The sequence below is a fragment of the Paraburkholderia caballeronis genome, assembly GCF_900104845.1.
GTDB classification, from domain to species: Bacteria; Pseudomonadota; Gammaproteobacteria; order Burkholderiales; family Burkholderiaceae; genus Paraburkholderia; species Paraburkholderia caballeronis.
Genome location: NZ_FNSR01000001.1, coordinates 1,335,201 through 1,356,800 on the forward strand (window position 1 = coordinate 1,335,201; position 21,600 = coordinate 1,356,800).

The following is a 21,600-nucleotide window of genomic DNA, read 5'->3' on the forward strand; positions in this document are numbered from 1 at the left end:
GTCGTGGTCCTGCGGCGCGACGGCGGATTGCGGCGGCCTCGTGACCGCGAGCCGCCGCGCGACGCTCGCGAAGGGCGTCACGTTGGCGCTCAGAGGGGAGGGTTCGCGCACGATGGCCTCTCGTTCGTCAGAAGGTGTAAGGGAAGCGGACCCCGACGACGAAGTTCGGCGCGTCGGGCGTCAGCCCGACCGACAGCGCGCCGTTGATCGTCAGGTGCTTGTTGATTACGTGGTTCAGGCCGAAATTCAGCACGGCCGCGGTCGTCTGGCTGCCCGGCACGTCGCTCCACGCGCCGCCCGGCGCTTTCGTCTTCGACTTCGGCTGCAGCGCCATCGTGTACGAGATGCTCGCGGAGTCCTTGTCCGAGAACGCGAGCGCGACGCCGCCGCCGAACTGGATGATGTCGCCGAGCTTCACGTTCGCGGGCTGCGTCTGCCCGACCACGGACGAGATGTCCGCGAACGAGCGCGCGACGTTGTACGTGTAGGACAGGCTGCCGAACAGCACGACCGGGTCGTACGTCTTCAGCACCGACATGCCGGCCGTCACGTTCCAGAAGCCGGTGCCGGTCGGCAGTTCGCCCGGCGCGACGAGGTTCGTGTTGTCCTGCGTGAGTTGCTGCACCTTGATGCCGAACGGCGACGTGCCGGTCGGCGCTTTCACGCGCAGGCTGCCGACGACGTCGGGCAGGTTGTTGGTCTCCTTCAGGAACTGGTAGTAGATCCCGAAGTTCACGTCGCCGATGGCGTGCGAGCTGACCGACGCATCGGACAGCGTGCCGGCCGCGCCGCCCGCGCCCCCGACGATGAAGCTGCTGTTGCGGTACATGTACGGCACGTCGACGTCGACGCTGATCCGGTCGGTGAGGCCGTAGCGCGTGTCGAGGTCGGCCATCACCTGGTGCGACTTCGTCTGGCCGAGGTTGATGTTGCCGAGGAAGATCGCGTCGAGCGCGAGGAAGCCGGACAACTGCAACTGGCGACGGTCGTAATAGGTATCGCTGATGCCCCAGTCGAGCGTCAGCCGGCGGTCGAAGAGCGGCGCGTGCTCGCGCTGCACGACCGCCTGCTCGGCCTGCGTGCGGGTCGGCTCGGCGGCCTTCTGCGTCTGCCCGACCGCGGTCGTCTCGCCGGGCTGCTGCGGGCCGCTCGCGGCGGCGCTGCCGGTCGCGCCCGCGGTGACGCCGCTGTCCGGCGCTGGCGGGTTGACCGGCACGCCGGTCGCGGTGCCGGTCTGCGCGCCGGGCGCGTTCACGCCGGGCGTCGCCTGCGCGAGTTGCGGCAGAGGCGGCAGCGGCACCGGCAGGCCGTCCGCGCCGGGTTGTTCCGCGACGCTGTCGCCGTCCGGCGCGGTCCCGCCGGACAATCCGCGTCCGCGCTGCGCCATCTCCAGGTTCGTCACCTGGCGCTCCAGCGACTGGATCTGTCGTTGCTGCTCATCGACCACGCGCATCAGAGTGTTCAGACGATCTTCGAGTGACTGGTTCGTCAGCGCCTGCGCGCCGGCGTCCCGCGAAAACACAAAAAACAGCAGTACGGCTGCTGCGGGTATGGCGGCGAGCGCCGGCCGCCCCGCGACGGTCCTCGACATCGTGTTCATTGTTGTTCCCCCGGATTGCCGCGGGCGCCGAACCGTCCGGCGCGACCCCCGCGCATTGCGATGCTCCTGTCTTGCTGCGGCTACATCGTGCGGGTCGCGGCCCGCTCAAGGTCTCCTCGTCATCCTTCCATTTCCCGCTAGCGGACGTTGCGCAGCGCCTGCAATACGCCGGTCTGCCGCAGCATCGCGCCGCTGATCTGCTGCGTCTGCAATACGAGCTGCAACTGGTTCGCGACCTGCTGGCTGTTGCCCGCCACCTGCAGCAACTGCGCGATCGAGCCGGCCTGCTGCGCGTTGCCCGGCGCGATGCTCTGCGTGGCGATGCCGGCCGGCGTCTGCAATGAAACCGTGACGCCGCCGTTCGCGAACGCGATGCCGGCCTTCACCGTGCCGGTTGCATTGGCCGCGCTCGCGGACGGCGATGCGCTGCCGCCCGCCACGTTCGCGAACTGCGCCGCGTTGTTGCTGTAGTCGATCTGCGTGGCGTTGGTGCCGACGTTATTGTTGCCGGCGACCTGGGTGACCTGCGATACGCCGTTCACCGACACGTTCTGGCCGCCGTTCGCGCTCGCGTCCGGATTCGCGCCGCTGTTCGCGGCGTTCGTGCCGTGGCCGGCGTCGAGCACGTGCGCGGCGGTCTGCACCTGCGCGCTGACCTGGTTCGCGGCGTTCTGCGCGACCACCAGCGAGCCTTGCGCGACGGCGGTCGCGCCGTTCGGCAGATGCCATTGCGAGAGCAGGTTCAGCACGAACCCGGAGATCATCTGGCTGCCGGCGTATTTGCCGGTCTGGGAGGCGAGTACGTCGTCGTCGACGGACTGCCATCGAAGGGTCTGCTGCCCGGCGCCGCCGGCCGAAAGAAAGGCCGGCAGTGTTTCTGCGCCGGGGCTGTCGGCGGTAGACGCTCCGCTCGCGTGGCCGCACGCGAGCGCGCAGAGCGCGGCCGTGACGCCATACGTGGAGAGGTAGCGTTTCATGACGGTTTGGTTTCAGAACAGGACGGCCTTGTCGAGGCCGAATTCAACGAAGGGGGTCGCAGCCGTGCCGTTGGCGAGCGCGGTGGAGCGCAGCTTCAGCGCGAGCGACTCGTTGTTCTGCAACAGCGGGGAGTCCTCCCTGAACGGTTTGCCGAGAACGGCGAACACGAGGCCGTTCCACGTTTTGGCGAAGTCGCTTTCGTTGACGATGCGGTTGCCGAGCGCGGGGTCGGCGATGAAGATGCGGCCGTTTTCGGCGTGCTTGACGATCACGAAGTGCTCGTAGCCGTCGATGTTCATCAGCACCATTACTGGAATCTGCAGGTGGTAGAGCGCATCGGTGTTGACCCTGAAGCCCCGGCCGCGCATTCCGATCGTCTCGACGAACTTTTTCATGTCGAGCATCGAGAAGCCGTTCTTGATGACCACCTCCGGCGTCGAGAACGCCATCATCCGGCGGATCAGTTCGGTTTCCGGAATATCGATTCCGTAGCCGTATTTGAGCAGCGTCGCGAGCGCGGCGGCGCCGCAGCTATAGTCGAATTGCTGGTTGACGATGCTGGTGTAGCGGATGTCTCTCATCGAACGAATGGGCTTCTTCAGCGGCACGCCGACGAGGTTAGTCGTATCGAGGGTCGATTGTGCGTGGGCCGGCGCACACAACAGGCAACTTGCCAGTGCGACGACGAAAGCCTTTGCCGCCGGGAGCGGAACGAGCCCGGACATGATGGTCTCCTGTGTCGACCAGAGTTGGCGCTTTAGCGCCTACTCTGGTCCCATGCAAAGCTGTCGATCGGAGTTGGCGCTTTAGCGCCTACTCTGGTCCCATGCAAAGCGGTCGACCAGAGTTGGCGCTTTAGCGCCTACTCCGGTCCCATGCAAAGCTGTCGATCGGAGTTGGCGCTTTAGCGCCTACTCTGGTCCCATGCAAAGCGGTCGACCAGAATTGACGCTTCAACGCCTACTCCGATCCCCTGCAAAGCCGTCGATCGGGGTCAGTGCTGTAGCGCCTGCTTCGATCCCCTGCACGATGCTCGCCGTTGATCTGCCGCACCGGCCGCCGTGACGGCGACCGGTGCGCAGCTCCCCGTGCTGCGACGCGGCTTAATGGCCGCTGTTCAGCGCAGCGATCGCGAGGCCGTTGTGCTGCAGGTTGCCGGCGCCGCCCGCGATGTTCACGCCGATGTTGCCGCTCGCGCCGTTGAGCGTGTTCGCGCCGAGGCTCGCGGTGCCCTGGAACGCACCCGTCACGACCATGTTCGCGCTTTGCGTGTTGTTGTCGGTCGCGACCATCGCGGTCGTCAGCGCGTAACCCGGGCTCGTCGTCGTCACCGCGCCGGCAAGGCTGTTGTTCTGGATGTTGCCGACGCCCGACGCGACGTTCACCCCGACGTTGCCGGTGACGCTCGACAGCGAGTTGTCGCCGACGGATGCGTTCAGGTTGTAGTTGTTGATCCGCGCGGTGCCGGAGCCTTGCTGCGCATTGAAGATCTGCGCATTGCCGAACACGTTGCCGACGTCCACCGACGCGAGCGCGACGTTGTTCGCCTGCGCGTTGTCGACGCCCTCGGCGATGTTGATGCCGAGGTTGCCGGACACGCCGGTCGCCGCGTTGGTGCCGGTCGTCGCGTTCAGCGTCGCCGCCTGCTGCGTGTTCGTGATCTGCGTGAAGCTGCCGGTCGTCGTTTCATCGACCGTCGTCAGCGAGTCGCTGACGTTGTAGCCCCACGAATGGCTCGACGACGTGTCCTTCGCATACGACGACGACGACGAGCGCGAGCTGTCGTTCGACTTCGTCGTGTCGTGCGAGTACGAACTGTCCGAATCGCGCGAGCGGCTCGACGAGCCGTCGACGCTCGCGTTCAGCGACGCGCTCGCGCTGCCGTTCGCATACGCGTTGTTCGCGTTCGACGAGTTTGACGTCGCGTTCGAGTCGGTCGTGCGGCCCCACGAGTTCGACGCCTGCTTCGTGCCCGAGTTGTCGTGCGAGCTGTCGCGGTTGTGATACGTGCTGCCGTCGCCGCCGACGGTGACGCTCGCGCTGCCGTTGCCGAAGGTGCCGCTGCTCGACGTCTGGATGCCGACCGTTGCCATGCCGCCGCCGTCCTGCGAGTGCGACGACGTGTTGTTCGCGACGTCGCTGTGCGACTGCGTATGGCCGCTGCTGCCGGTGTTCGACGCGTGGTTCGTCGACGAGCTGTCGCTCGTGCTGCCGTTGTTGCTCGACACGCTGTACTGGCTGCCGACGCTCGCGTTCAGGCTGTTGCCGAAGCTCGAATTGCTGCTGGCGCTCTTGCTCGTGTTCGTGTCGATCGAGTGCGAGCCAGACGACGACTTCGACGCGTCCGAGTTCTGCGACGTGCTGAAGCTGCTGTTGTTGTACGTGCCGTTCGCGCCGGTGCCGTTCACGCTCCAGTTGCGGTCGTTGTAGGTGGTCGTCACCGCGCCGATCTGGAAGCTCTGGGCCTGCGGATACAGCGTCGCGTTCGCGTTGACGGTCTGGCTGTTGTTGATGACGGCGCCGGCAGTGCTCGACACCTGGACGCAGCCGAACAGCGTCACCCATCCTTCGATGCCGACCTGCTGACCGACGGCCGTCGAATTGAACAGGAAGGGGTTGGCCGGGGCCGCGAACGCGGAACCGGTCGCCGCTGCGAAGACTGCCGCTGCAATGAGTGTGCGCTTCATGGTTGTCGCTCCGATACGGATGTAGTCAGTTAAAAAAGAGTGCCCGCCGGGGGACGGAGCACAAAACTGTTCGCCGTGACGTTGCCGGCGCCGGCTGCCTGGTTGATCTGCACGAGACCGGTGGCATTCGCGAAGGCTGTATTGCCGATACTGGCCTCGCGAATGCCCTGTGCCTCGGCGGAGCGTCCCCGGCCGCCGTTGGTCGCGGCCGCGGCGGACAATACGACGTCCGAAACGGCCTCGACCCCAATCGCAGCAGTGCCGAGCTGCGCACTGTTGCTCTGGACATTGCCCGCGCCCGCCGACTGGTTCACCATCACCGCGCCGGACGCATTCGAAAACGCATTCGCACCGATGCTCGCGCGCGCGGTCGTCACGACCGCGCTGCCGCTCGCGTGCTGCGCATTCAGGTTCAGGTTGCCGACGGCGCCGCCGTCGGTGATCGTCAACTGGTTGGCCTGCGCGTTGTTCAGGCCGGCGGCCTCGTTGACGGCGAGCGCGCCGGTCACGCCGATGGCCGCATCGGGCGCGACGCTCGCGTTCGCGCCGACGATCGCCTGCGCGTGCGCCGAGCCGCAGAGGGCGGCCGCGACAAGCAGCGCGGCGGCGTGTGCGAATCGTGCGAACCGCGCGCGGCGGAGCGGGACGCGATGCGCGCGCGGGCTCACTTCATGCCTCCGAGCGCGCCGCTCAACGCGGTGGACAGCGGCGCGAGCGCGCCGGTGACGGTCGACGAGATCGTGCCGCCTATCCCGCTGACCGCGCCGACGCCAGCGCCGGCCGCGCCGAGCGCGGTGTTCGAGCCGGTCGGGTTGCCGCTCAGGATGCGCGTGACCGCCTGCATGCCGGCGCTGTTGTTGTTCAGGATGCCGCCGGGGGCGACGCCGGTCGAACCGCGCGCGTTCGTCAGATCGGTATCCGAGACGAGCGACGCCATCATCGGGTCGAACGAGTTTTTCGGGAACGTCGTCGCGCGCACGCTGACCGGGTCCTCGCTCTTCGGGATCGACGCGAAGGCGCTGCGCGGAGTGATGTCGCGCTCGACGATGATGTCGCCGGGGTTGACGACCTGCTGGGCCGTCGCGAGGGGGGCGGCGACGGCGGCGGCGAGGCCGAACAGCACCCCGAGCAGCGCGGCGACGCGCGTGTTGGGACACCGGCCTGTCGAGGCCGGCGTCGTGAGGCAAATAGTCATCCTGGTCTCCTTCCACGGGCCGGCGCGGCTTCAGGCGTCGCGCCGGCGCTCCGCGTAGCGGTTATCTCCGCGTATAGCTTGCGATGTTTCCCTGAGCAGCCTGCGATGCATCGATCGGCACCGGCAGCGGCATCGGCGGTGCGATTTCGTCCCATAGCGTGACGCCGTTGCCGCGCATCAACTGCGGCGTCGCGGCGACCATCACCATGCCGACCGCGCCGCCGCGCTGGCGCGACAGCGTCTGGTCGTCGAGTTGCCCGACGCCGGCGACGGTGTCGTCGCCATGCGGCGTATCGGATGCGATCCGGCGGCGGTCTGAGATCGCGTCGGCGCTGTCCGTGGGCGCGTCGCCCGACCTGGCAACCGCTTCGTCGGTCTGCGCGGCGCGGGGCGCGTCGTTCGCCTGCGCATGCGCGCCTGGCGCTGCGACGAGCAGCGCGGCGGCGAGCGTAGCGGGCAGCAGCGCCGCGGCAAGCGCGGTGCGGCGAACGGCGAAAAGGCGTCGGGCAAGTTGGGAAACGGATCGCATGGCGTGGTCTCCTGGTCGACAGCCGTTATAGCGAAACGTGTGCCATCGCCCGAAACCCGTTGATGCGTCTCGAACGCTTCGGCCAGTTGCAGATCCGCAAAGCGAAAACCGGCCAAAACGTTTCAAACCTGAAACGGTAAATGTTAATTACGACCATCTGGAATAAATCTGAAACACGGATGTCGCCGGTAAAGGGGCATAATTGCGTCCGCCATTTATTTTATTAATTGAGTTGGCAATTACTGTCGCACCCGGGCTGGAAGCCTTTCCACAGGCTGTCGCGGGCGAGCGACACATATTTTTTGCCGCGTTGGACTGCACATATAGTAAGCTTTGGCAAAACCTCAGTAGTTAGAACCAGCCCGCCACGGGCCGCGTAAAAATTACGCACACACACGCCGCAACTCGGGGAATCGCTGTCAGCAAAAAAGCATACCCGGTCGCCTTTTTCTTTCAGAAGGCGAGTGGCGATTCGTGCTGCGTGTCTGGAATTCAGGTGCGTCCGTCATTCTCAATCTGTGTTGGCAAGAGGATCTGAATAATGGAACCCGCAACGCGGCAATTGGTGTACGTGACGCGTGACCCTAACGCGGCATTGCATGATCAGTTTCAGGATCGCGGCTGGACGGTGGAAGTCGTCGCCAACGCGCGCGAAGCACGGCGCGCACTGCGGGCAGGCCAGCCCGCGGGCGGACTGCTCGACCTGTCGAGCCACTTTCAGTTGAACGAAATCGGTTCGTTCGAACCGTGCCTTACGTTGCCCAACGTCGGCTGGGTCGCGGCGACGACGACCGGCCAGTTGCACGACGCGTCGCTGCGCCGGCTCGTGCGCGATTACTGTTTCGATTACGTAACAGTGCCGTGGAGCGGCGACCGGATCGTGGATTCGGTCGGCCATGCGTACGGCATGGTATCGCTCGGCGAACCCGCATCGAACGACACGACGGGCGGCAACGAAGGCGAGATGGTCGGTTCGTGCGACGCGATGCTCGCGTTGTTCCGCTCGATCCGCAAGGTCGCGATGACCGATGCGCCGGTGTTCATTTCGGGCGAGTCCGGCACCGGCAAGGAACTGACCGCGGTCGCCATTCACGAGCGTTCCGCGCGCCGCAAGGCGCCGTTCGTGCCGATCAACTGCGGCGCGATTCCGCCTCATCTGTTGCAGTCCGAACTGTTCGGCTACGAGCGGGGCGCGTTCACCGGCGCGAGCCAGCGCAAGATCGGCCGGGTCGAGTCCGCCAACGGCGGCACGCTGTTCCTCGACGAAATCGGCGACCTGCCGCTGGAGAGCCAGGCGAGCCTGCTGCGCTTCCTTCAGGAAGGCAAGATCGAGCGGCTCGGCGGCCACGAGCAGATTCCGGTCGACGTGCGGATCATCTCGGCGACCCACGTCGATCTGCGCGCGGCGATGGCCGATGGGCGCTTCCGGCAGGATCTGTATCACCGGCTGTGCGTGCTGCAGATCGACGAGCCGCCGCTGCGCGCGCGCGGCAAGGACATCGAGCTGCTCGCGCGGCACATGCTCGAACGCTTCCGCAAGGACGGCGGCCGCCGGCTGCGCGGCTTCTCGCCGGACGCGATCGCCGCGCTGCATAACTACAGCTGGCCCGGCAACGTGCGCGAGCTGATCAACCGCGTGCGCCGCGCGATCGTGATGTCCGAAGGGCGCGCGATCACCGCGCGCGACCTCGAACTGGGCGAGTACGTCGAGGTCGTGCCGGTGTCGCTCGCGCAGGCGCGCGAGGCGGCCGAGCGGCAGGCGATCGAACTCGCGCTGCTGCGCCATCGCGGCCGGCTCGGCGACGCCGCGCACGAACTGGGGATCTCGCGCGTCACGCTGTACCGGCTGCTGTGCGCGCACGGGATGCGCCACATGCAGAGCGACGCGCTCGCGCCGCATCCGGGCGGGCTCACGTCGAACGGCGGCGCGGCGCTGTGAGCCGCGCGGCGCGGCCGATGGAAGTTGCCGCCCTACGCGCGATGCGGGCGTGCGCTGGCTGCGCGGCCGACGCAGGGTGGGTCCGCCGGGGGTTTCAGGAAGCATTGCCCGCCGCTTGCTAGAATCGGGGTTTTACCCGTCCGTCATGGACGCGTCCGCGCGCCGGCGTGCGATCCGCTGCGATCCGCGCCGTCCGTGGGAACAGGAACCCGCCCGCATGAAACAGTACCTTGAGCTGGTCCGCTCAGTCCTCGACACCGGCAACTGGCAGGAAAACCGCACCGGCATCCGCACGATCAGCATGCCGGGCGCGATGCTGCGCTTCGATCTGCAGCAGGGTTTCCCGGCCGTGACGACGAAGAAGCTCGCGTTCAAGTCGGCGGTCGGCGAACTGGTCGGGTTTCTGCGCGCGTCGCGCAGCGCGGCGGAGTTCCGCGCGCTCGGCTGCAAGGTCTGGGACGCGAACGCGAACGACAACGCGCAGTGGCTCGCGAATCCGTATCGCGAAGGCACGGACGACCTGGGCGACGTGTACGGCGTGCAGTGGCGTCGCTGGCCCGCGTACAAGGCGCTCGACACCGACGCGGCCGCGCAGATCGACGACGCGCTGTCGCGCGGTTATCACCGCGTGACGGAGTTCATCGAGGACGGCCGCCCGAAGGTGCTGCTGTACAAGGCGATCGACCAGTTGCGCCAGTGCCTCGACACCATCATGACGAATCCGTCCGACCGGCGCATTCTGTTCCACGCGTGGAATCCGGCGCTGCTCGAAGAAATCGCGCTGCCCGCGTGCCACCTGCTGTATCAGTTTCTGCCGAACGCGGAGCGCCGCGAAATCTCGCTGTGCCTGTACATCCGCAGCAACGACGTCGGACTCGGCACGCCGTTCAACCTGACCGAAGGCGCGGTGCTGCTGCATCTGGTCGGGCGGCTGACCGGCTATACGCCGCGCTGGTTCACGTACTTCATCGGCGACGCGCACATCTACGAGAACCAGCTCGACATGCTGCGCGAGCAGTTGCGCCGCGAGCCGTACGAAAGCCCGCAACTGGCGATCTCGCCGCGGATTCCGGAATACGCGAAAACCGGCGTGTACGAGCCGGAGTGGCTGGACAAGGTCGAGCCGTCCGATTTTTCGCTGGTCGGCTACCGGCATCACGAGCCGCTGACCGCGCCGATGGCGGTCTAGGCGTCGTACGCGGTAGAAATTACCGAAGCCCGTGGGCCGCGCGCCGGTCCACGGGCTTTTTCGTTGTGGGGTGTCCGGAGCTGGCGCGTGGCGGTCACGTCGCGACGAACGCATCGAACTGCTGCTGCCCGGCCGGCGTGATGCGCAGCACGCGCGGACGGCTCGTCCGTTCGACCCAGCCGCGCGAGCTCCACGAGTCGAGCAGCGCCGCGCCGAGCGCGCCGCCCAGATGCGGCCGGCGCTCGCTCCAGTCGAGGCACGTGCACGCGAAGCGGCGCTTGCGCGCGCGCTGCGCGGCGACGTCGATGCCCCAGTCGCGCAGCCGCGCCGTGCCTGCGTCGGTCGCGTCCAGCCGGTCGCCGTCGCGCACGAGCAGGCCGCTGTCGACGAGCCGGTCGAACACGCGCACCGCGATTTCGCCCGCCATGTGGTCGTAACAGGTGCGCGCGTGGCGCAGGTCGAGCGGCACCGTGCGCGCCGTGCGCGGCACCGGCCGCTGCGGCGCGGCGGCCTGCGCGACGTTCGCGAGCGCCTCGATCGACGCGGCGATGTCCGCCGTCGCGATCCGGTAATAGCGGTGACGGCCGCGCACGTCGAGCGCGAGCAGGCCGCCGTCGGTCAGCCGCGCGAGATGCGCGCTCGCGGCGGACGGCGACAGGCCGGCGATCAGCGTCAGTTCGCCGGCGGGGCGCGCGCTGCCGTCCATCAGCGCCCACAGCATCGCGGCGCGGCCCGGGTCGGCGAGCAGCGCGCCGATCCGGGACAGGCCTGGGAAATGGCTCGAATCGTCGGGGAGCGGGGCGGGCATTGCGGCTCTCGTGAGGGATGGCGATGGGGGCCACTGTAGCGCAGTGGGGTATTCGACGTTTCAGGCAGTGGTGAAACATGGAATGCCGGATTTCACCGCCGCCGGTGCGGCGCGCGGCAACGTGCGGACGCGCGTCGCTCGTTCCGGCTGACGGGCATTGCTGCTGCGGGACGGGTTGCCGTCCCTCGGTTGGCCGCGCCCGCTCGCCGCTCAGGTTCGCCGCACCGGTTGTTCAGCCGCGCCGCTCGTGGTTTTCCTCCCGCTCATCCGCGCCGATGAACCCACGACACGCTGCCCGCCTGCGCTAGAATCGACGTCTCTTTCCCAGCGGTCATGCAGTCATGAAAAGGATTCTTGCCGTTGCCGCGCTCGCGCTGCTGTGCGCGGCGTGCGCACAGGGCGGGCCGCCTTCGGGCGGCGGCGGCATCTCGATGTACGGCACCGTCGACGAAGGCATCACGTTCCACCACGACTGATCTCCGTCGCGTCAGACGGTTGGCAGGAATTGATGTCAATTCATGCTGACTGCCAGCGCGGACGATGCGATGATGGTGGCATCGATTCTTCCGCGCCATCGCCATGCCCGTCCGCCATATCGTGTTCGCCGTCGCCCCCGATCTCGTGCTGCTCGACGCGTGCGGTCCGGTCGAGGCGTTCTGGCGCGCGGAGCTGACGATGGCGGCGGCGGCCGGGCCGAACGCCGGTCCGGGGCCGCACGCGTACCGGACCACCATCGCGTCGATCGACGGCGGCGTGCTGCCGACGTTCGCCGGCCTGCCGATCGTCACGCAGCGGCTCGACGCGCTCGATCCCGAGTCGATCGACACGCTGATCGTCCCCGGCATTCCGATCGACGACGCGACCTCGCTCGACGCGCGGCTGACCGCATGGATCGCGGATTGCGCGCCGCGCGTGCGGCGTGTCGCATCGGTCTGCACCGGCGCCTTTTATCTGGCCGCCGCCGGGCTGCTCGACGGCCGCCGCGCGGCCACGCACTGGCGCAACGCGGCGCAGCTTGCGCGCCGCTTCCCGAAGGTTCACGTCGATCCGGAGCCGATCTTCATCTGTGACGAGCGCGACGGCCGCGCGGTATGGACGTCGGCGGGCGTGACGGCCGGCATCGACCTGTCGCTCGCGCTGATCGACGCCGACTGCGGCCACGCGGTCGCGATGCAGGCCGCGCGCCGGCTCGTCGTGTTCATCAAGCGGCCCGGCGGCCAGTCGCAGTTCAGCGAGGCGCTGGCCGCGCAGGCCTCGGCGGGCGGCCCGTTCGACGCGCTGCACGGCTGGATGGCCGCGAACCTGCACGTCGACCTGAGCGTCGAGCGGCTTGCGGAGCAGGCGCGGATGAGCCCGCGCACGTTCGCGCGCCGCTACGCCGACGAGGTTGGCCGCACGCCCGCGCGGACCGTCGCGGCGATGCGCGTCGAAGCGGCCGCGCACGCGCTTGCGCAGTCGCGGCTGCCGCTGAAGCGGATCGCCTCGGACTGCGGTTTCGGCAGCGAGCAGAACCTGCGCCGCGCGTTCGAGCGGCGCTTCGGCGTGCTGCCGCTCGACTATCGCGCGCGGTTTTCGGCGGCATAGGCTCCGGCGAACGGCGAACGGCGAACGGCGAACGGCGAACGGCGAACGGCGAACGGCGAACGGCGAACGGCGAACGGCGAACGGCGAACGGCGAACGGCGAACTGCGAACCGCGAACCGCGAACCGCGAACCGCGAACCGCGAACCGCGAACCGCGAACCGCGAACCGCCCGCGCCCACCGCGCCAACACTCACCCCTGCGGCGTCCCTGCGACACATTGTCCTTATTGCGCCCGTATAATCGACGCCTTTCCAGCCGTTTCCAACGGCTTACGATCCCGTCACGCAGGCGGGGCTAATACTCACGACCCCACGCGCGGAGCCAACATGCCTACCCCAGCCTTTCCCCTCGAACGCTCCGAGACGACGTTCCGCTTCCTCGCCGAGCCGACCTCGGTGAACTTCGGCGGCAAGGTGCACGGCGGCGCGCTGATGAAATGGATCGACGAGACCGCGTATGCGTGCGCGGCGGTCTGGTCCGGCCGCTACTGCGTGACGGTCAGCGTCGGCAATATCCGTTTTCGCCGGCCGATCCTCGTCGGCAACATGGTCGAACTGCACGCGCGCGTCGTCGCGACCGGCCGCACCAGCATGCACATCCACGTGACCGTGCACGCGGGCGACCCGAAGAGCGGCCAGCTGCGGCTGACGACCGACTGTCTCGTGGTGTTCGTCGCGGTCGACGAGAACGGCAATCCGATCCCCGTGCCGCCGTTCGTCCCGCAGACCGACGAGCAGCACCGCCTCGCGAAGTACGCGATGGACGTGAAGGAGGCGCTCGACGCGATCGTCGAACTGAAGCCGGAAGAGGTCGTGAAGGGCGCGGTCTGAGCCGCGCCGCGTAGTTGAAAGAAGCGAAGGCGGCGCGCCCGCCTTCGCTTCGCAGTAGAAGACCCGCGCGGGACGCGCCGTCAGCGCTTGAGGTTGCCCACCATGTCCTGCGGCTTCACCCAGTCGTCGAACTGCTGTTCGGTCACGTGGCCGAGCGCGAGCGCGGCGGCCTTCAGCGTCGTGCCTTCCTTGTGCGCCTTCTTCGCGATCTGCGCGGCCTTGTCGTAGCCGATGTGCGGATTCAGCGCCGTCACCAGCATCAGCGATTCGTTCAGCAGCGTGTCGATGCGCGAGCGGTTCGGCTCGATGCCGACCGCGCAGTGATCGTTGAAACTCTGTGCGCCGTCCGCGAGCAGCCGGATCGACTGCAGCACGTTGTGCGCGATCATCGGCCGGAACACGTTCAGTTCGAAGTTGCCGCTCGCGCCGCCGAAGTTCACCGCCGCGTCGTTGCCGAACACCTGGCAGCACAGCATCGTCACCGCTTCCGACTGCGTCGGGTTCACCTTGCCCGGCATGATCGAGCTGCCCGGCTCGTTTTCCGGAATCGATAGTTCGCCGAGGCCGCAGCGCGGGCCGCTCGCGAGCCAGCGGACGTCGTTCGCGATCTTCATCAGGCTCGCGGCGACGGTCTTCAGCGCGCCGTGCGCGAACACCAGCGCGTCGGCGGCGGCCATCACCTCGAACTTGTTCGGCGCGGACACGAACGGCAGCCCGGTCAACTTGCCGATCGCCGCGGCGACCTGGTCCGCGAACTGCGGATGCGCGTTCAGGCCGGTGCCGACCGCGGTGCCGCCCTGCGCGAGTTCGTACAGGTGCGGCAGCGCCGATTCGACGTGCCTGATTCCGTGATCGAGCTGCGCGACGTAGCCGGAGAACTCCTGGCCGAGCGTCAGCGGCGTCGCGTCCTGCAGGTGCGTGCGGCCGATCTTCACGATGTCCGCGAACGCCTTCGACTTTGCGTCGAGCGTGTCGCGCAGCGTCTTCAGCGCGGGCAGCAGATGCCTGACGATCCCGTAGGCGGCCGCGATGTGCATCGCGGTCGGGAACACGTCGTTCGACGACTGGCCGCGATTCACGTCGTCGTTCGGATGCACCTTGCGCGCTTCGCCGCGTTCGCCGCCGAGCAGTTCGCTCGCGCGGTTCGCGATCACCTCGTTCAGGTTCATGTTGGTCTGCGTGCCGGAGCCGGTCTGCCAGACCGCGAGCGGGAATTCGCCCGCATGCTTGCCCGCGACGATCTCGTCGGCCGCTTCGACGATCGCGTGCGCCTTCTTTTCGTCGAGCACGCCGAGGCCGAGGTTCACCTCGGCGGCCGCGCGCTTGATCCACGCGAGCGCGGTGACCAGTTCCGGCGACTGCTTCTCGGTCGAGATGCGGAAGTTCTGCAACGAGCGCTGCGTCTGCGCGCCCCACAGGCGCGCGGCGGGCACGGCGATCTCGCCGAACGTGTCGCGCTCCATACGTACGTCTTCTGTCATGTTGACACTCCGTGTTGATTGCACGATGGCGCCGGCGCGCCCAGTGCGCGCCGGCGCTGTTGACTGGCGGTGCCGGACTCGCACGCGGTCCGCTTTGCCCGATGCGGCGGCCGCGATGGGCCGCCGCGCGAGCGGGACCGCGGCGGCTGGCTGTACAGGAATGCTGGCGCTGCGGTCGCGGAAGACCGGGGTGTCAGCGGCCGGAAAGGCTTCGCGTCATAGCTGGCTGTCGAGCGGCAACAGCAAGAATAGCCCGGTTAACACGTTCCGGTAGAAACCCGCATGCGGATCGAGGTTGTACGTGCGCAGCAGGCCGTTGTCACTGTCGGTCCACACGAGGCGCGACTGCGGCGCCGCGCTGCCGCGCAGTTGCGCGAGTTCGGCCGGCGTCGCGAGCGTCACGCGGTAGCTGACGGCCGGCGACGTCGCGGTGTCGAAGAGCCGCGCGGTCTGTTCGGCGAGCGGCGGACTGTCGATCACGAGCGCGAGTTCGGTGTTCAGGTGCGCGGAGCGCGGGTCGAGGTTCAGCGAGCCGATCACGAGCGTGCGCTGGTCGATCACGTACGCCTTTGCGTGCAGGCTCGCGCGCGAACGCGAGCCGACGAGCCCGAGCCGCGGCGATTTCTGCTGCGGCTTGAACTCGTAAAGCTCGACGCCGTTTTCGAGCAGCGGCACGCGGTACGGGCTGTAGCCGGCCTGCACCGCGACCGCGTCGGTGGCGGCGAGCGAGTTCGTCAGGATCGCGACGCGCACGCCGCGCGCGGTCAGCGCGCCGAGCACTTTCACGCCCGCGTCGTGCGGCACGAAGTACGGCGAGAACGCGAGCACGCTGTGCTCGGCGCCGTTCATCTGGTCGATCAGCTCCTGCATCGCGTCGCCGACCTGGCCGTCCGACGGCGCGTTGATCTTCTGCGGCGAGTCGGCGACGAAACGCGCGTTCGCCCACACGAGGCTCAACTGGTCGCCGGCGATCTGCGCGGCGAGCGGCGTCGCGTTCAGCGGTTTCGCGTTGTATGGATCGGCGTTGTCGTGCCAGTGGCGGCGCAGGTCGTCGCGCGCGACGTCGAGGTCGTGCGGGTCGAAGCGCCGGCGGTTCAGCACCGCGAGCGGATACGCGTCGTCGCTCGCCCAGTATTCGTCGAAGCTCTGCGAGATCGGCGCGGTGATCGGGCCGGCCGTCAGCAGGTCGAGGTCGCTGAACTGCAGCGTCGTGCTCGCGCTGAAGTATTCGTCGCCGAGATTGCGGCCGCCGACGATCGCGATCTGGTTGTCCGCGATCATCGCCTTGTTGTGCATCCGGCGCGTGAACGCGTCGATGTTCGTGAACAGGTTCGCGGTGCGCGTGAACATGCTTTCGTGCGCGCTGCCGTACGGGTTGAACACGCGGATCTCGATGTTCGGATGCGTGTCGAGCGCGGCCATCAGGCGGTCGATGTCGTGGAAGTTCAGGTCGTCGACCAGCATCCGCACGCGCACGCCGCGATCGGCCGCGTAGAGCGCCGCGCCGAGCAGCAGCTTGCCGGTCGTGTCCTCGTTCGCGATGTAGTACTGCATGTCGAGCGTTTTCGTCGCCGCGCGCGCGAGCGCGACGCGCATCTGCAGCGCGTCGGTGCCGGTCACCAGCAGGCGGAAGCCGGACTGGCCCGGATGCGCGCGTTCCGGGCCGGCGAGCGCGGCGGCGAGCGGCGTCGGCGTCGAGGTCGGCAATGCGGTGGTTGCCGAGCGCGTGTACGCGGACGCGGGCGGCCGGGTCGCGCACGCGGTCGCGAGCAGCAGGCAGGCGAGCGCGGCGGCGAGGCGACGGAGCGCGTGGCGACCCGTGCTGGCGGGGGCGCGGGCGCTCGCGGCCGGTGACGGCGTCGCGCTCGTCGTTGCCGCGCGGCGCTCTGGGGTGCGGGGATCGGGCAGGGCGGGGTGCGCGGGCAAGCGGTTCCTCCAGGGCGGGGCGGGCGTGATCGTTCGCATTCGGGTGGCTGCCCGGTCAGCGACGATTCTAAGGGAAGCCGCCGGTCGGTCCGCGCGGCGCGGGGTGGCCGCGCCGCGCGATGCGCATGGCGCGTGCCTGGTCCTTGAAGTCCGGGGTGCGGATTCGTCGTTTCATGCGAGTCGGAAACATCCCCGCCAGGCGGCGCGCGACACTCGCTCGCATCAGGAACGATGGGGGCGAGGATGGACGGCGAAACGGCGAGCCGCGATGTGCTGATGGTCGGACGCGGCGCATGCCGCGGGGTGCGGGTCATGAGGGGGACCGTGCTGACGGCGCGGACGGGGCGGGTCTGGGTGACGGTCGAGCGCGACGCCGCGGACTACTGGCTGTTCCCCGGCGATGCGCTGCCGCTCGCAGCGGGCGAGCGCGTGTGGATCGGCGGCTGGGACGAACCGGTGTGCTGCGCGCTGACGCCGCTCGTGGAGCCGGAGTGCGGGGCGCTTGCGGCGATCGGTACTCGGATGATCGGCTGGGCGGTCAGGCTGCGACGGGCGTTGTCGCGACGGACGGCGGGAACGGTGCGGCAGGCGGCCACCAATCGCGTGTGACCGGGACGCGCCAGGCTGGCGAAAGGAGAGTCTCTGGAAAGGGCAGAAGGCTTGCCGGATCGCCGAAATCAGGGAGACTCTAGCGGCGAACCGGCGAACCGGCGAACCGGCGAACCGGCGAACCGGCGAACCGGCGAACCGGCGAACCGGCGAACCGGCGAACCGGCGAACCGGCGAACCGGCGAACCGGCGAACCGGCGAACCGGCGAACCGGCGAACCGGCGAACCGGCGAACCGGCGAACCGGCGAACCGGCGAACCGGCGAACCGGCAAGTGCGCCTGCTGGGTTTGCGGGCGAGAATCCGGAGCGGAGCGTTACGGGACCACGCTGCTCAACACGGCCGCAAGCAAGCGCCGTCGGCCGCCCGCCCCGAAAATCGGACTCACCCCCGCCGTGTCGCGACCCCCGCCGCGCGGGCCTCGTCCGCGTCGCGCCCGCTGCCGCGCGCCGGCCTGCCGGCCCAGAACCCGGCGAGCAGCGACCCCGACAGGTTGTGCCACACCGAAAACAGCGCGCCCGGCAGTGCGGCGAGCGGCGAGAAGTACAGCTTGCCGAGCGTCGCCGCGAGCCCCGAGTTTTGCATCCCGACCTCGATCGCGAGCGTGCGGCACACCGATTCGTCGAAGCCGAGCAGGCGTCCGCCCCAGTATCCGCCGAGCAGCCCGATCCCGTTGTGCAGCACGACGCCGAGCGCGACCAGCGGCCCGACCGTCGCGATGCTCTGGTGCGTGCCGCCGACCACCGCCGCGATGATCGCGAGGATCGACACCATCGACACGAGCGGCAGCAGCGGCTCGACGCGGCGCACGAGCCCGCCCGCGACGCGGTTCACGACGAGGCCGATCGCGATCGGCAGCGCGACGATCTGCAGGATGCTCAGCAGCATCCCGCGCACGTCGACGACGATCGACGCGTCCACGTAGAGCCGCGTCAGGAGCGGGGTCGCGAATACGCCGACGAGCGTCGACAGCGCGCTGATCGTCACCGACAGCGCGACGTCGCCGCGCGCGAGATAGATCATCACGTTCGACGCGGTGCCGCTCGCGACGCTGCCGACCAGCACCATGCCGGCGGTCAGGTCGGGCGGCATCCGCAGCAGTTTCGCGATCGCCCACGCGGCGAGCGGCATCACGAGGTAGTGCAGCACGATGCCGGCGAGCACCGGGGCGGGCCGCGTGAACACGCGCTGGAAGTCCGCGAACGACAGCGTGACGCCCATCGCGAGCATGATGATCATCAGCAGCGTCGTCACGTGCGGCGCGATGCCGGCGACGGAGCCCGGCGAAAAATACGCGCCGAGCGAAACGAGTACGGCCCAGAGCGGGAACAGACGGGTGATCGGGGCGAGCATGAACGAGGTCCGTGAGAAGTGAGTTCGTCGTTTTATCGGATGGGTCGGGCTGCACGCAGGGCGCGTGCGCGGCGCGGGTCGCGGCCGGCCACGGACGCCGCCGGCGCGGGTGATGCGGCGGGGGGCGGCGCGCGGTCCGCCGGATGTCTCCTCGTGTCCTTTTGGGGGGGCGGCCCGTCGCGCGGTGGCGGGTCATTGTAACCGGCGTGACAGGGCGGCGGGGGAGGCGGCCCGGCCACGCGCGGCCGCCGGACGGCGCGCCGGCAGCCCTATTGCGCCGCCCGCGCGCCGTCCGGGCGGCGGCCGCTCAGCCGGTGAAAGCGCAGCGTCATCAGCAGCGCGACGCTCGCGAGGCCGGCTGCGAGTCCCCACCACAGCCCGGGCGCGCCGAGCCCGAACCGGAATGCGAGCACGTAGCCGGTCGGAAAGCCGATGCCCCAGTAGCCGATCGTCGCCGCGACCATCGGGATGCGCGTGTCCTTCAGTCCGCGCAGGCAGCCGGAGCCGACCGTCTGCACGCCGTCGACGATCTGGAAGAGCGCGGCGACGCTGAGCAGCGTCGCCGCGAGCGCGACGGTCGGCGCGTTCGCCGGGTCGTCCAGATGCAGGTACAGCCCGACGATCCAGTGCGGCGCGGCGATCATCACGAGTCCGGACAACGACATGAAACCGACCCCGAGCGCGAGCGCGACGAACCCCGCGTGGCGCGCGGCGAGCGGCTGCCCCGCGCCGGCCCAGTAGCCGACCCGCACGTTCGCCGCCTGGCCGATCGACAGCGGCACCATGAACGACACCGACGCGACGTTCAGCGCGATCTGGTGCGCGGCGAGCTGCGACTCGCCGAGCAAGCCCACCAGCAGGCCGGTCACGAGGAACAGCATCGCCTCGACGCCATACGTGATCGCGACCGGCCAGCCGAGGCCGAACAGTTCGCCCATCAGCGGCATCGTCGGCCGGCGCGCGGCGACGAAGTGGCGAAAACGCGGGCGCAGGTGCAGCAGCAGCATCAGCACGAGCGTCGTCAGCCAGATCGTGATCGCGGTCGCCGCCGCCGAGCCGAGGAAACCGAGCCGCGGCAGCCCGTACGCGCCGTGGATCAGCCCGTAGTTCAGGAACGCGTTCACGAACACGCTGCCGATCGACACGCCGAGCAGCCGCCGCGCCGCGCCGATGGCCGGCAAAAACGAGCGCATCAGCCCGACGCCGACGAGGCTCGCGGGCGCGCCCCAGCGCAGCACCGCCGCGTATTCGCCGACGTGCTGCGCGAGCGGCTGCGGCTCGCCGAACGCGGCGAGCAGCGGCGCGGCGAACGACAGCAGCGCGAACGCCGGCACCGACAGCAGCAGCGCCAGCACGAAGCCGGTCCAGTAGATGCGCGGCACGTCGCTGTCGTTGCTCGCGCCGCGCGCGTGCGCGACGCTGATGCTGACCGACGTGAGCATCCCCTGCAGCAGCGTGACGACCACGAAGAACAGGTTCGCGCCGAGGCCGCCGGCCGCGAGCGCGTCCGGGCCGAGCGAGCCGAGCAGCACGGTGTCGGTCACGCCCATCGCCATCTGCGACAGTTGCGCGATCGCGAGCGGCGCGGCGAGGCGCGCGGTGTCGGCCGCGTGGCGGGTCAGCGTGGGCGGCGTCGCGGTCTGCGCGACGGTCGGGGAGCGGGTCATCAAAATGCGGGTGGCGCGGGAATCCGCGCCGCCCGAAAGGAAAAGGGAGGAAACCGCCAGCTTATGGCCAGAATGCCCCGTTGTCGATCATGAGGCACGCTAATGGTGCATTGGCCGCGGGAAAGCGGCCGGCGTGCCGTCACGATGCTTCGTGCACCGCGATCCGCGTGTCGCCGAACAGCACGACCTGGCCTGCGCGCACCTTGCACGTCTTGCGCAGTTCCACTTCGCCGTCCACCTTCACCGCGCCGGACGCGACGATCTGCTTCGCGGTCCCGCCGCTGTCCGCGAGGCCGGTGATCTTCAGCAGGTTGTGCAGTTCGACGTAATCGCCGGTCAGCGTGAAATCGAGGTTGGGCATGGCGGGCGTCGTACGGTCTGGATCGGAAGGGTTCGCATCATAAGCCACGCGTGGCCGCCTTGCCTGGCGCATGCGGGGTCCACCCGGTGGGCTTTCGTCGCGCGCCCCATCTGTCAGGAAATGAAACCTTCTGTAACGGTGCCGGGAAACGACGAACTTCACCCAAAAACGGCGTGTCCCTGAAAAGAGCGTGCTGCTTTTCGGTAATGCTCGCCCGGGGGCCGGCATGCGTTCCAGCCGGTCCGGAACCATAACTTCAGAGAGGATTCCGCCATGATCCAGATCCGCAAGCTGCTGACCGGCACCGCGTTGTCGATGTTTACCGCCGCCGCTTTTGCGCAGACCGCTGCGCCTGCCGCCGCAGGCGTGGACACGCCGCAGGCGGCGCCCGGGGTTGGCCTGCAAGGCGCGACGCCCGTGCCGCAGAACCTGACCGCGCCGTCGCCGACCGATCCGCTCGTGCAGAAGCGCAATGCCGATGCGCAGGCGAGCGCCGATTACCACCAGTCGAAGAAGGCCGCGAAGTCGCAGTACAAGGACCACGTGAAGGACGCGAAAACCAATCGCAAGGCCGACCGGCAGGCCGCCAACGAAGAGATGAAGGAGCAGATGCAGGGGACGCCCGCGCAGTCGCAGGGCGGCAACCCGCAGCCGTGACGCCATGACGGGCGCGGACCGGGGCCGTTTTCGGCGAAGCTGCCGGAAAATGGCGCCGGATCGAATCCCGATCGGCGCCGATCCGATCCCGTCCGATCCGCTTGCGGCCCCGATTGTATGGATATACAGTATGCGTCGCCGCCCACTGATCCGTAGCCCTGCGCCGTGTCCTCCGTAGTCGATTCCCCCTCCGCCGGCCTTGCTGCCG

20 protein-coding genes are annotated in these 21,600 nt (G+C 68.7%); 7 read left to right on the forward strand and 13 right to left on the reverse strand.

Features of this window, described 5'->3' with window-relative positions:
• Positions 1-127: 127 nt before the first annotated feature.
• The 7 genes from BLV92_RS05955 to BLV92_RS05985 all read right to left on the reverse strand — a co-directional run bounded on the left by BLV92_RS05955 (position 128) and on the right by BLV92_RS05985 (position 6,989).
• The gene (locus tag BLV92_RS05955) at positions 128-1,600 is read right to left on the reverse strand and encodes a hypothetical protein (protein ID WP_090543127.1); all 1,473 of its coding nucleotides are present in this window, start codon (positions 1,598-1,600) and stop codon (positions 128-130) included.
• A gap of 137 nt (positions 1,601-1,737) precedes the next feature.
• The gene (locus tag BLV92_RS05960) at positions 1,738-2,577 is read right to left on the reverse strand and encodes a peptidase C39 (protein WP_090543129.1); all 840 of its coding nucleotides are present in this window, start codon (positions 2,575-2,577) and stop codon (positions 1,738-1,740) included.
• A 12-nt stretch (positions 2,578-2,589) separates the two neighbouring features.
• Positions 2,590-3,303 (reverse strand): C39 family peptidase, encoded by a 714-nt coding sequence (locus BLV92_RS05965; RefSeq protein ID WP_090543131.1) that lies wholly within the window; start codon positions 3,301-3,303, stop codon positions 2,590-2,592.
• Between the two features lie 378 nt (positions 3,304-3,681).
• Complete coding sequence (locus BLV92_RS05970; protein ID WP_090543133.1) at positions 3,682-5,265, reverse strand: beta strand repeat-containing protein; 1,584 nt, start codon at positions 5,263-5,265, stop codon at positions 3,682-3,684.
• A 29-nt stretch (positions 5,266-5,294) separates the two neighbouring features.
• Positions 5,295-5,774 carry a hypothetical protein gene (locus BLV92_RS05975; protein WP_309147436.1) on the reverse strand — a complete coding sequence of 160 codons (480 nt, stop codon included), beginning with the start codon at positions 5,772-5,774 and terminating at the stop codon, positions 5,295-5,297.
• A 155-nt stretch (positions 5,775-5,929) separates the two neighbouring features.
• Complete coding sequence (locus BLV92_RS05980) at positions 5,930-6,460, reverse strand: hypothetical protein (protein WP_244283751.1); 531 nt, start codon at positions 6,458-6,460, stop codon at positions 5,930-5,932.
• A 61-nt stretch (positions 6,461-6,521) separates the two neighbouring features.
• The gene (locus BLV92_RS05985; RefSeq protein WP_090543135.1) at positions 6,522-6,989 is read right to left on the reverse strand and encodes a hypothetical protein; all 468 of its coding nucleotides are present in this window, start codon (positions 6,987-6,989) and stop codon (positions 6,522-6,524) included.
• 541 nt (positions 6,990-7,530) lie between these two features.
• Between BLV92_RS05985 and BLV92_RS05990 the strand changes: the two genes are divergently transcribed.
• On the forward strand, positions 7,531-8,928 hold the full coding sequence (locus BLV92_RS05990) for a sigma-54 dependent transcriptional regulator (RefSeq protein ID WP_090543136.1): 1,398 nt from the start codon (positions 7,531-7,533) through the stop codon (positions 8,926-8,928).
• Positions 8,929-9,145: 217 nt separating this feature from the next.
• Positions 9,146-10,117, forward strand: a complete 972-nt coding sequence (locus BLV92_RS05995) for a thymidylate synthase (protein ID WP_090546862.1) — start codon at positions 9,146-9,148, stop codon at positions 10,115-10,117.
• Between the two features lie 94 nt (positions 10,118-10,211).
• Here BLV92_RS05995 and BLV92_RS06000 read toward each other — a convergent pair whose 3' ends face one another.
• Positions 10,212-10,925, reverse strand: coding sequence for an ArsR/SmtB family transcription factor (locus BLV92_RS06000; protein WP_090543137.1), 714 nt, complete (start codon positions 10,923-10,925; stop codon positions 10,212-10,214).
• A gap of 341 nt (positions 10,926-11,266) precedes the next feature.
• On the opposite strand from BLV92_RS06000, the gene BLV92_RS32865 reads away from it, so the two are divergent.
• From BLV92_RS32865 to BLV92_RS06015, 3 genes are all read left to right on the forward strand, one after another.
• A complete protein-coding gene (locus tag BLV92_RS32865) occupies positions 11,267-11,401 on the forward strand; it encodes a hypothetical protein (protein ID WP_256216319.1) in 135 nt (44 codons plus the stop codon).
• Positions 11,402-11,504: 103 nt separating this feature from the next.
• Positions 11,505-12,509: a GlxA family transcriptional regulator gene (locus BLV92_RS06005; RefSeq protein WP_090543139.1), complete on the forward strand. Its 1,005-nt coding sequence runs from the start codon at positions 11,505-11,507 to the stop codon at positions 12,507-12,509.
• A 326-nt stretch (positions 12,510-12,835) separates the two neighbouring features.
• Positions 12,836-13,339, forward strand: coding sequence for an acyl-CoA thioesterase (locus tag BLV92_RS06015; protein WP_090546863.1), 504 nt, complete (start codon positions 12,836-12,838; stop codon positions 13,337-13,339).
• An 80-nt stretch (positions 13,340-13,419) separates the two neighbouring features.
• On the opposite strand, the gene fumC is transcribed toward BLV92_RS06015, so the two are convergent.
• A complete protein-coding gene (fumC, locus tag BLV92_RS06020) occupies positions 13,420-14,820 on the reverse strand; it encodes a class II fumarate hydratase (protein ID WP_090543143.1) in 1,401 nt (466 codons plus the stop codon).
• Between the two features lie 216 nt (positions 14,821-15,036).
• Positions 15,037-16,785, reverse strand: a complete 1,749-nt coding sequence (locus tag BLV92_RS06025) for a phospholipase D family protein (protein WP_090543145.1) — start codon at positions 16,783-16,785, stop codon at positions 15,037-15,039.
• A gap of 204 nt (positions 16,786-16,989) precedes the next feature.
• Between BLV92_RS06025 and BLV92_RS06030 the strand changes: the two genes are divergently transcribed.
• Positions 16,990-17,355 carry a DUF2917 domain-containing protein gene (locus BLV92_RS06030; RefSeq protein WP_166677003.1) on the forward strand — a complete coding sequence of 122 codons (366 nt, stop codon included), beginning with the start codon at positions 16,990-16,992 and terminating at the stop codon, positions 17,353-17,355.
• Between the two features lie 383 nt (positions 17,356-17,738).
• Here BLV92_RS06030 and panS read toward each other — a convergent pair whose 3' ends face one another.
• The 3 genes from panS to BLV92_RS06050 all read right to left on the reverse strand — a co-directional run bounded on the left by panS (position 17,739) and on the right by BLV92_RS06050 (position 20,735).
• On the reverse strand, positions 17,739-18,707 hold the full coding sequence (gene panS / locus BLV92_RS06040; protein ID WP_090543149.1) for a ketopantoate/pantoate/pantothenate transporter PanS: 969 nt from the start codon (positions 18,705-18,707) through the stop codon (positions 17,739-17,741).
• Between the two features lie 269 nt (positions 18,708-18,976).
• Positions 18,977-20,374: an MATE family efflux transporter gene (locus BLV92_RS06045; protein WP_090543151.1), complete on the reverse strand. Its 1,398-nt coding sequence runs from the start codon at positions 20,372-20,374 to the stop codon at positions 18,977-18,979.
• A gap of 139 nt (positions 20,375-20,513) precedes the next feature.
• Entirely contained in the window at positions 20,514-20,735 is a 222-nt protein-coding gene (locus BLV92_RS06050) for an RNA-binding S4 domain-containing protein (RefSeq protein ID WP_090543153.1), read from the reverse strand.
• A gap of 273 nt (positions 20,736-21,008) precedes the next feature.
• Here BLV92_RS06050 and BLV92_RS06055 point away from each other — a divergent pair, with 273 nt between their 5' ends.
• Positions 21,009-21,392 carry a hypothetical protein gene (locus tag BLV92_RS06055; RefSeq protein ID WP_090543155.1) on the forward strand — a complete coding sequence of 128 codons (384 nt, stop codon included), beginning with the start codon at positions 21,009-21,011 and terminating at the stop codon, positions 21,390-21,392.
• The last annotated feature ends 208 nt before the right edge of the window (positions 21,393-21,600 follow it).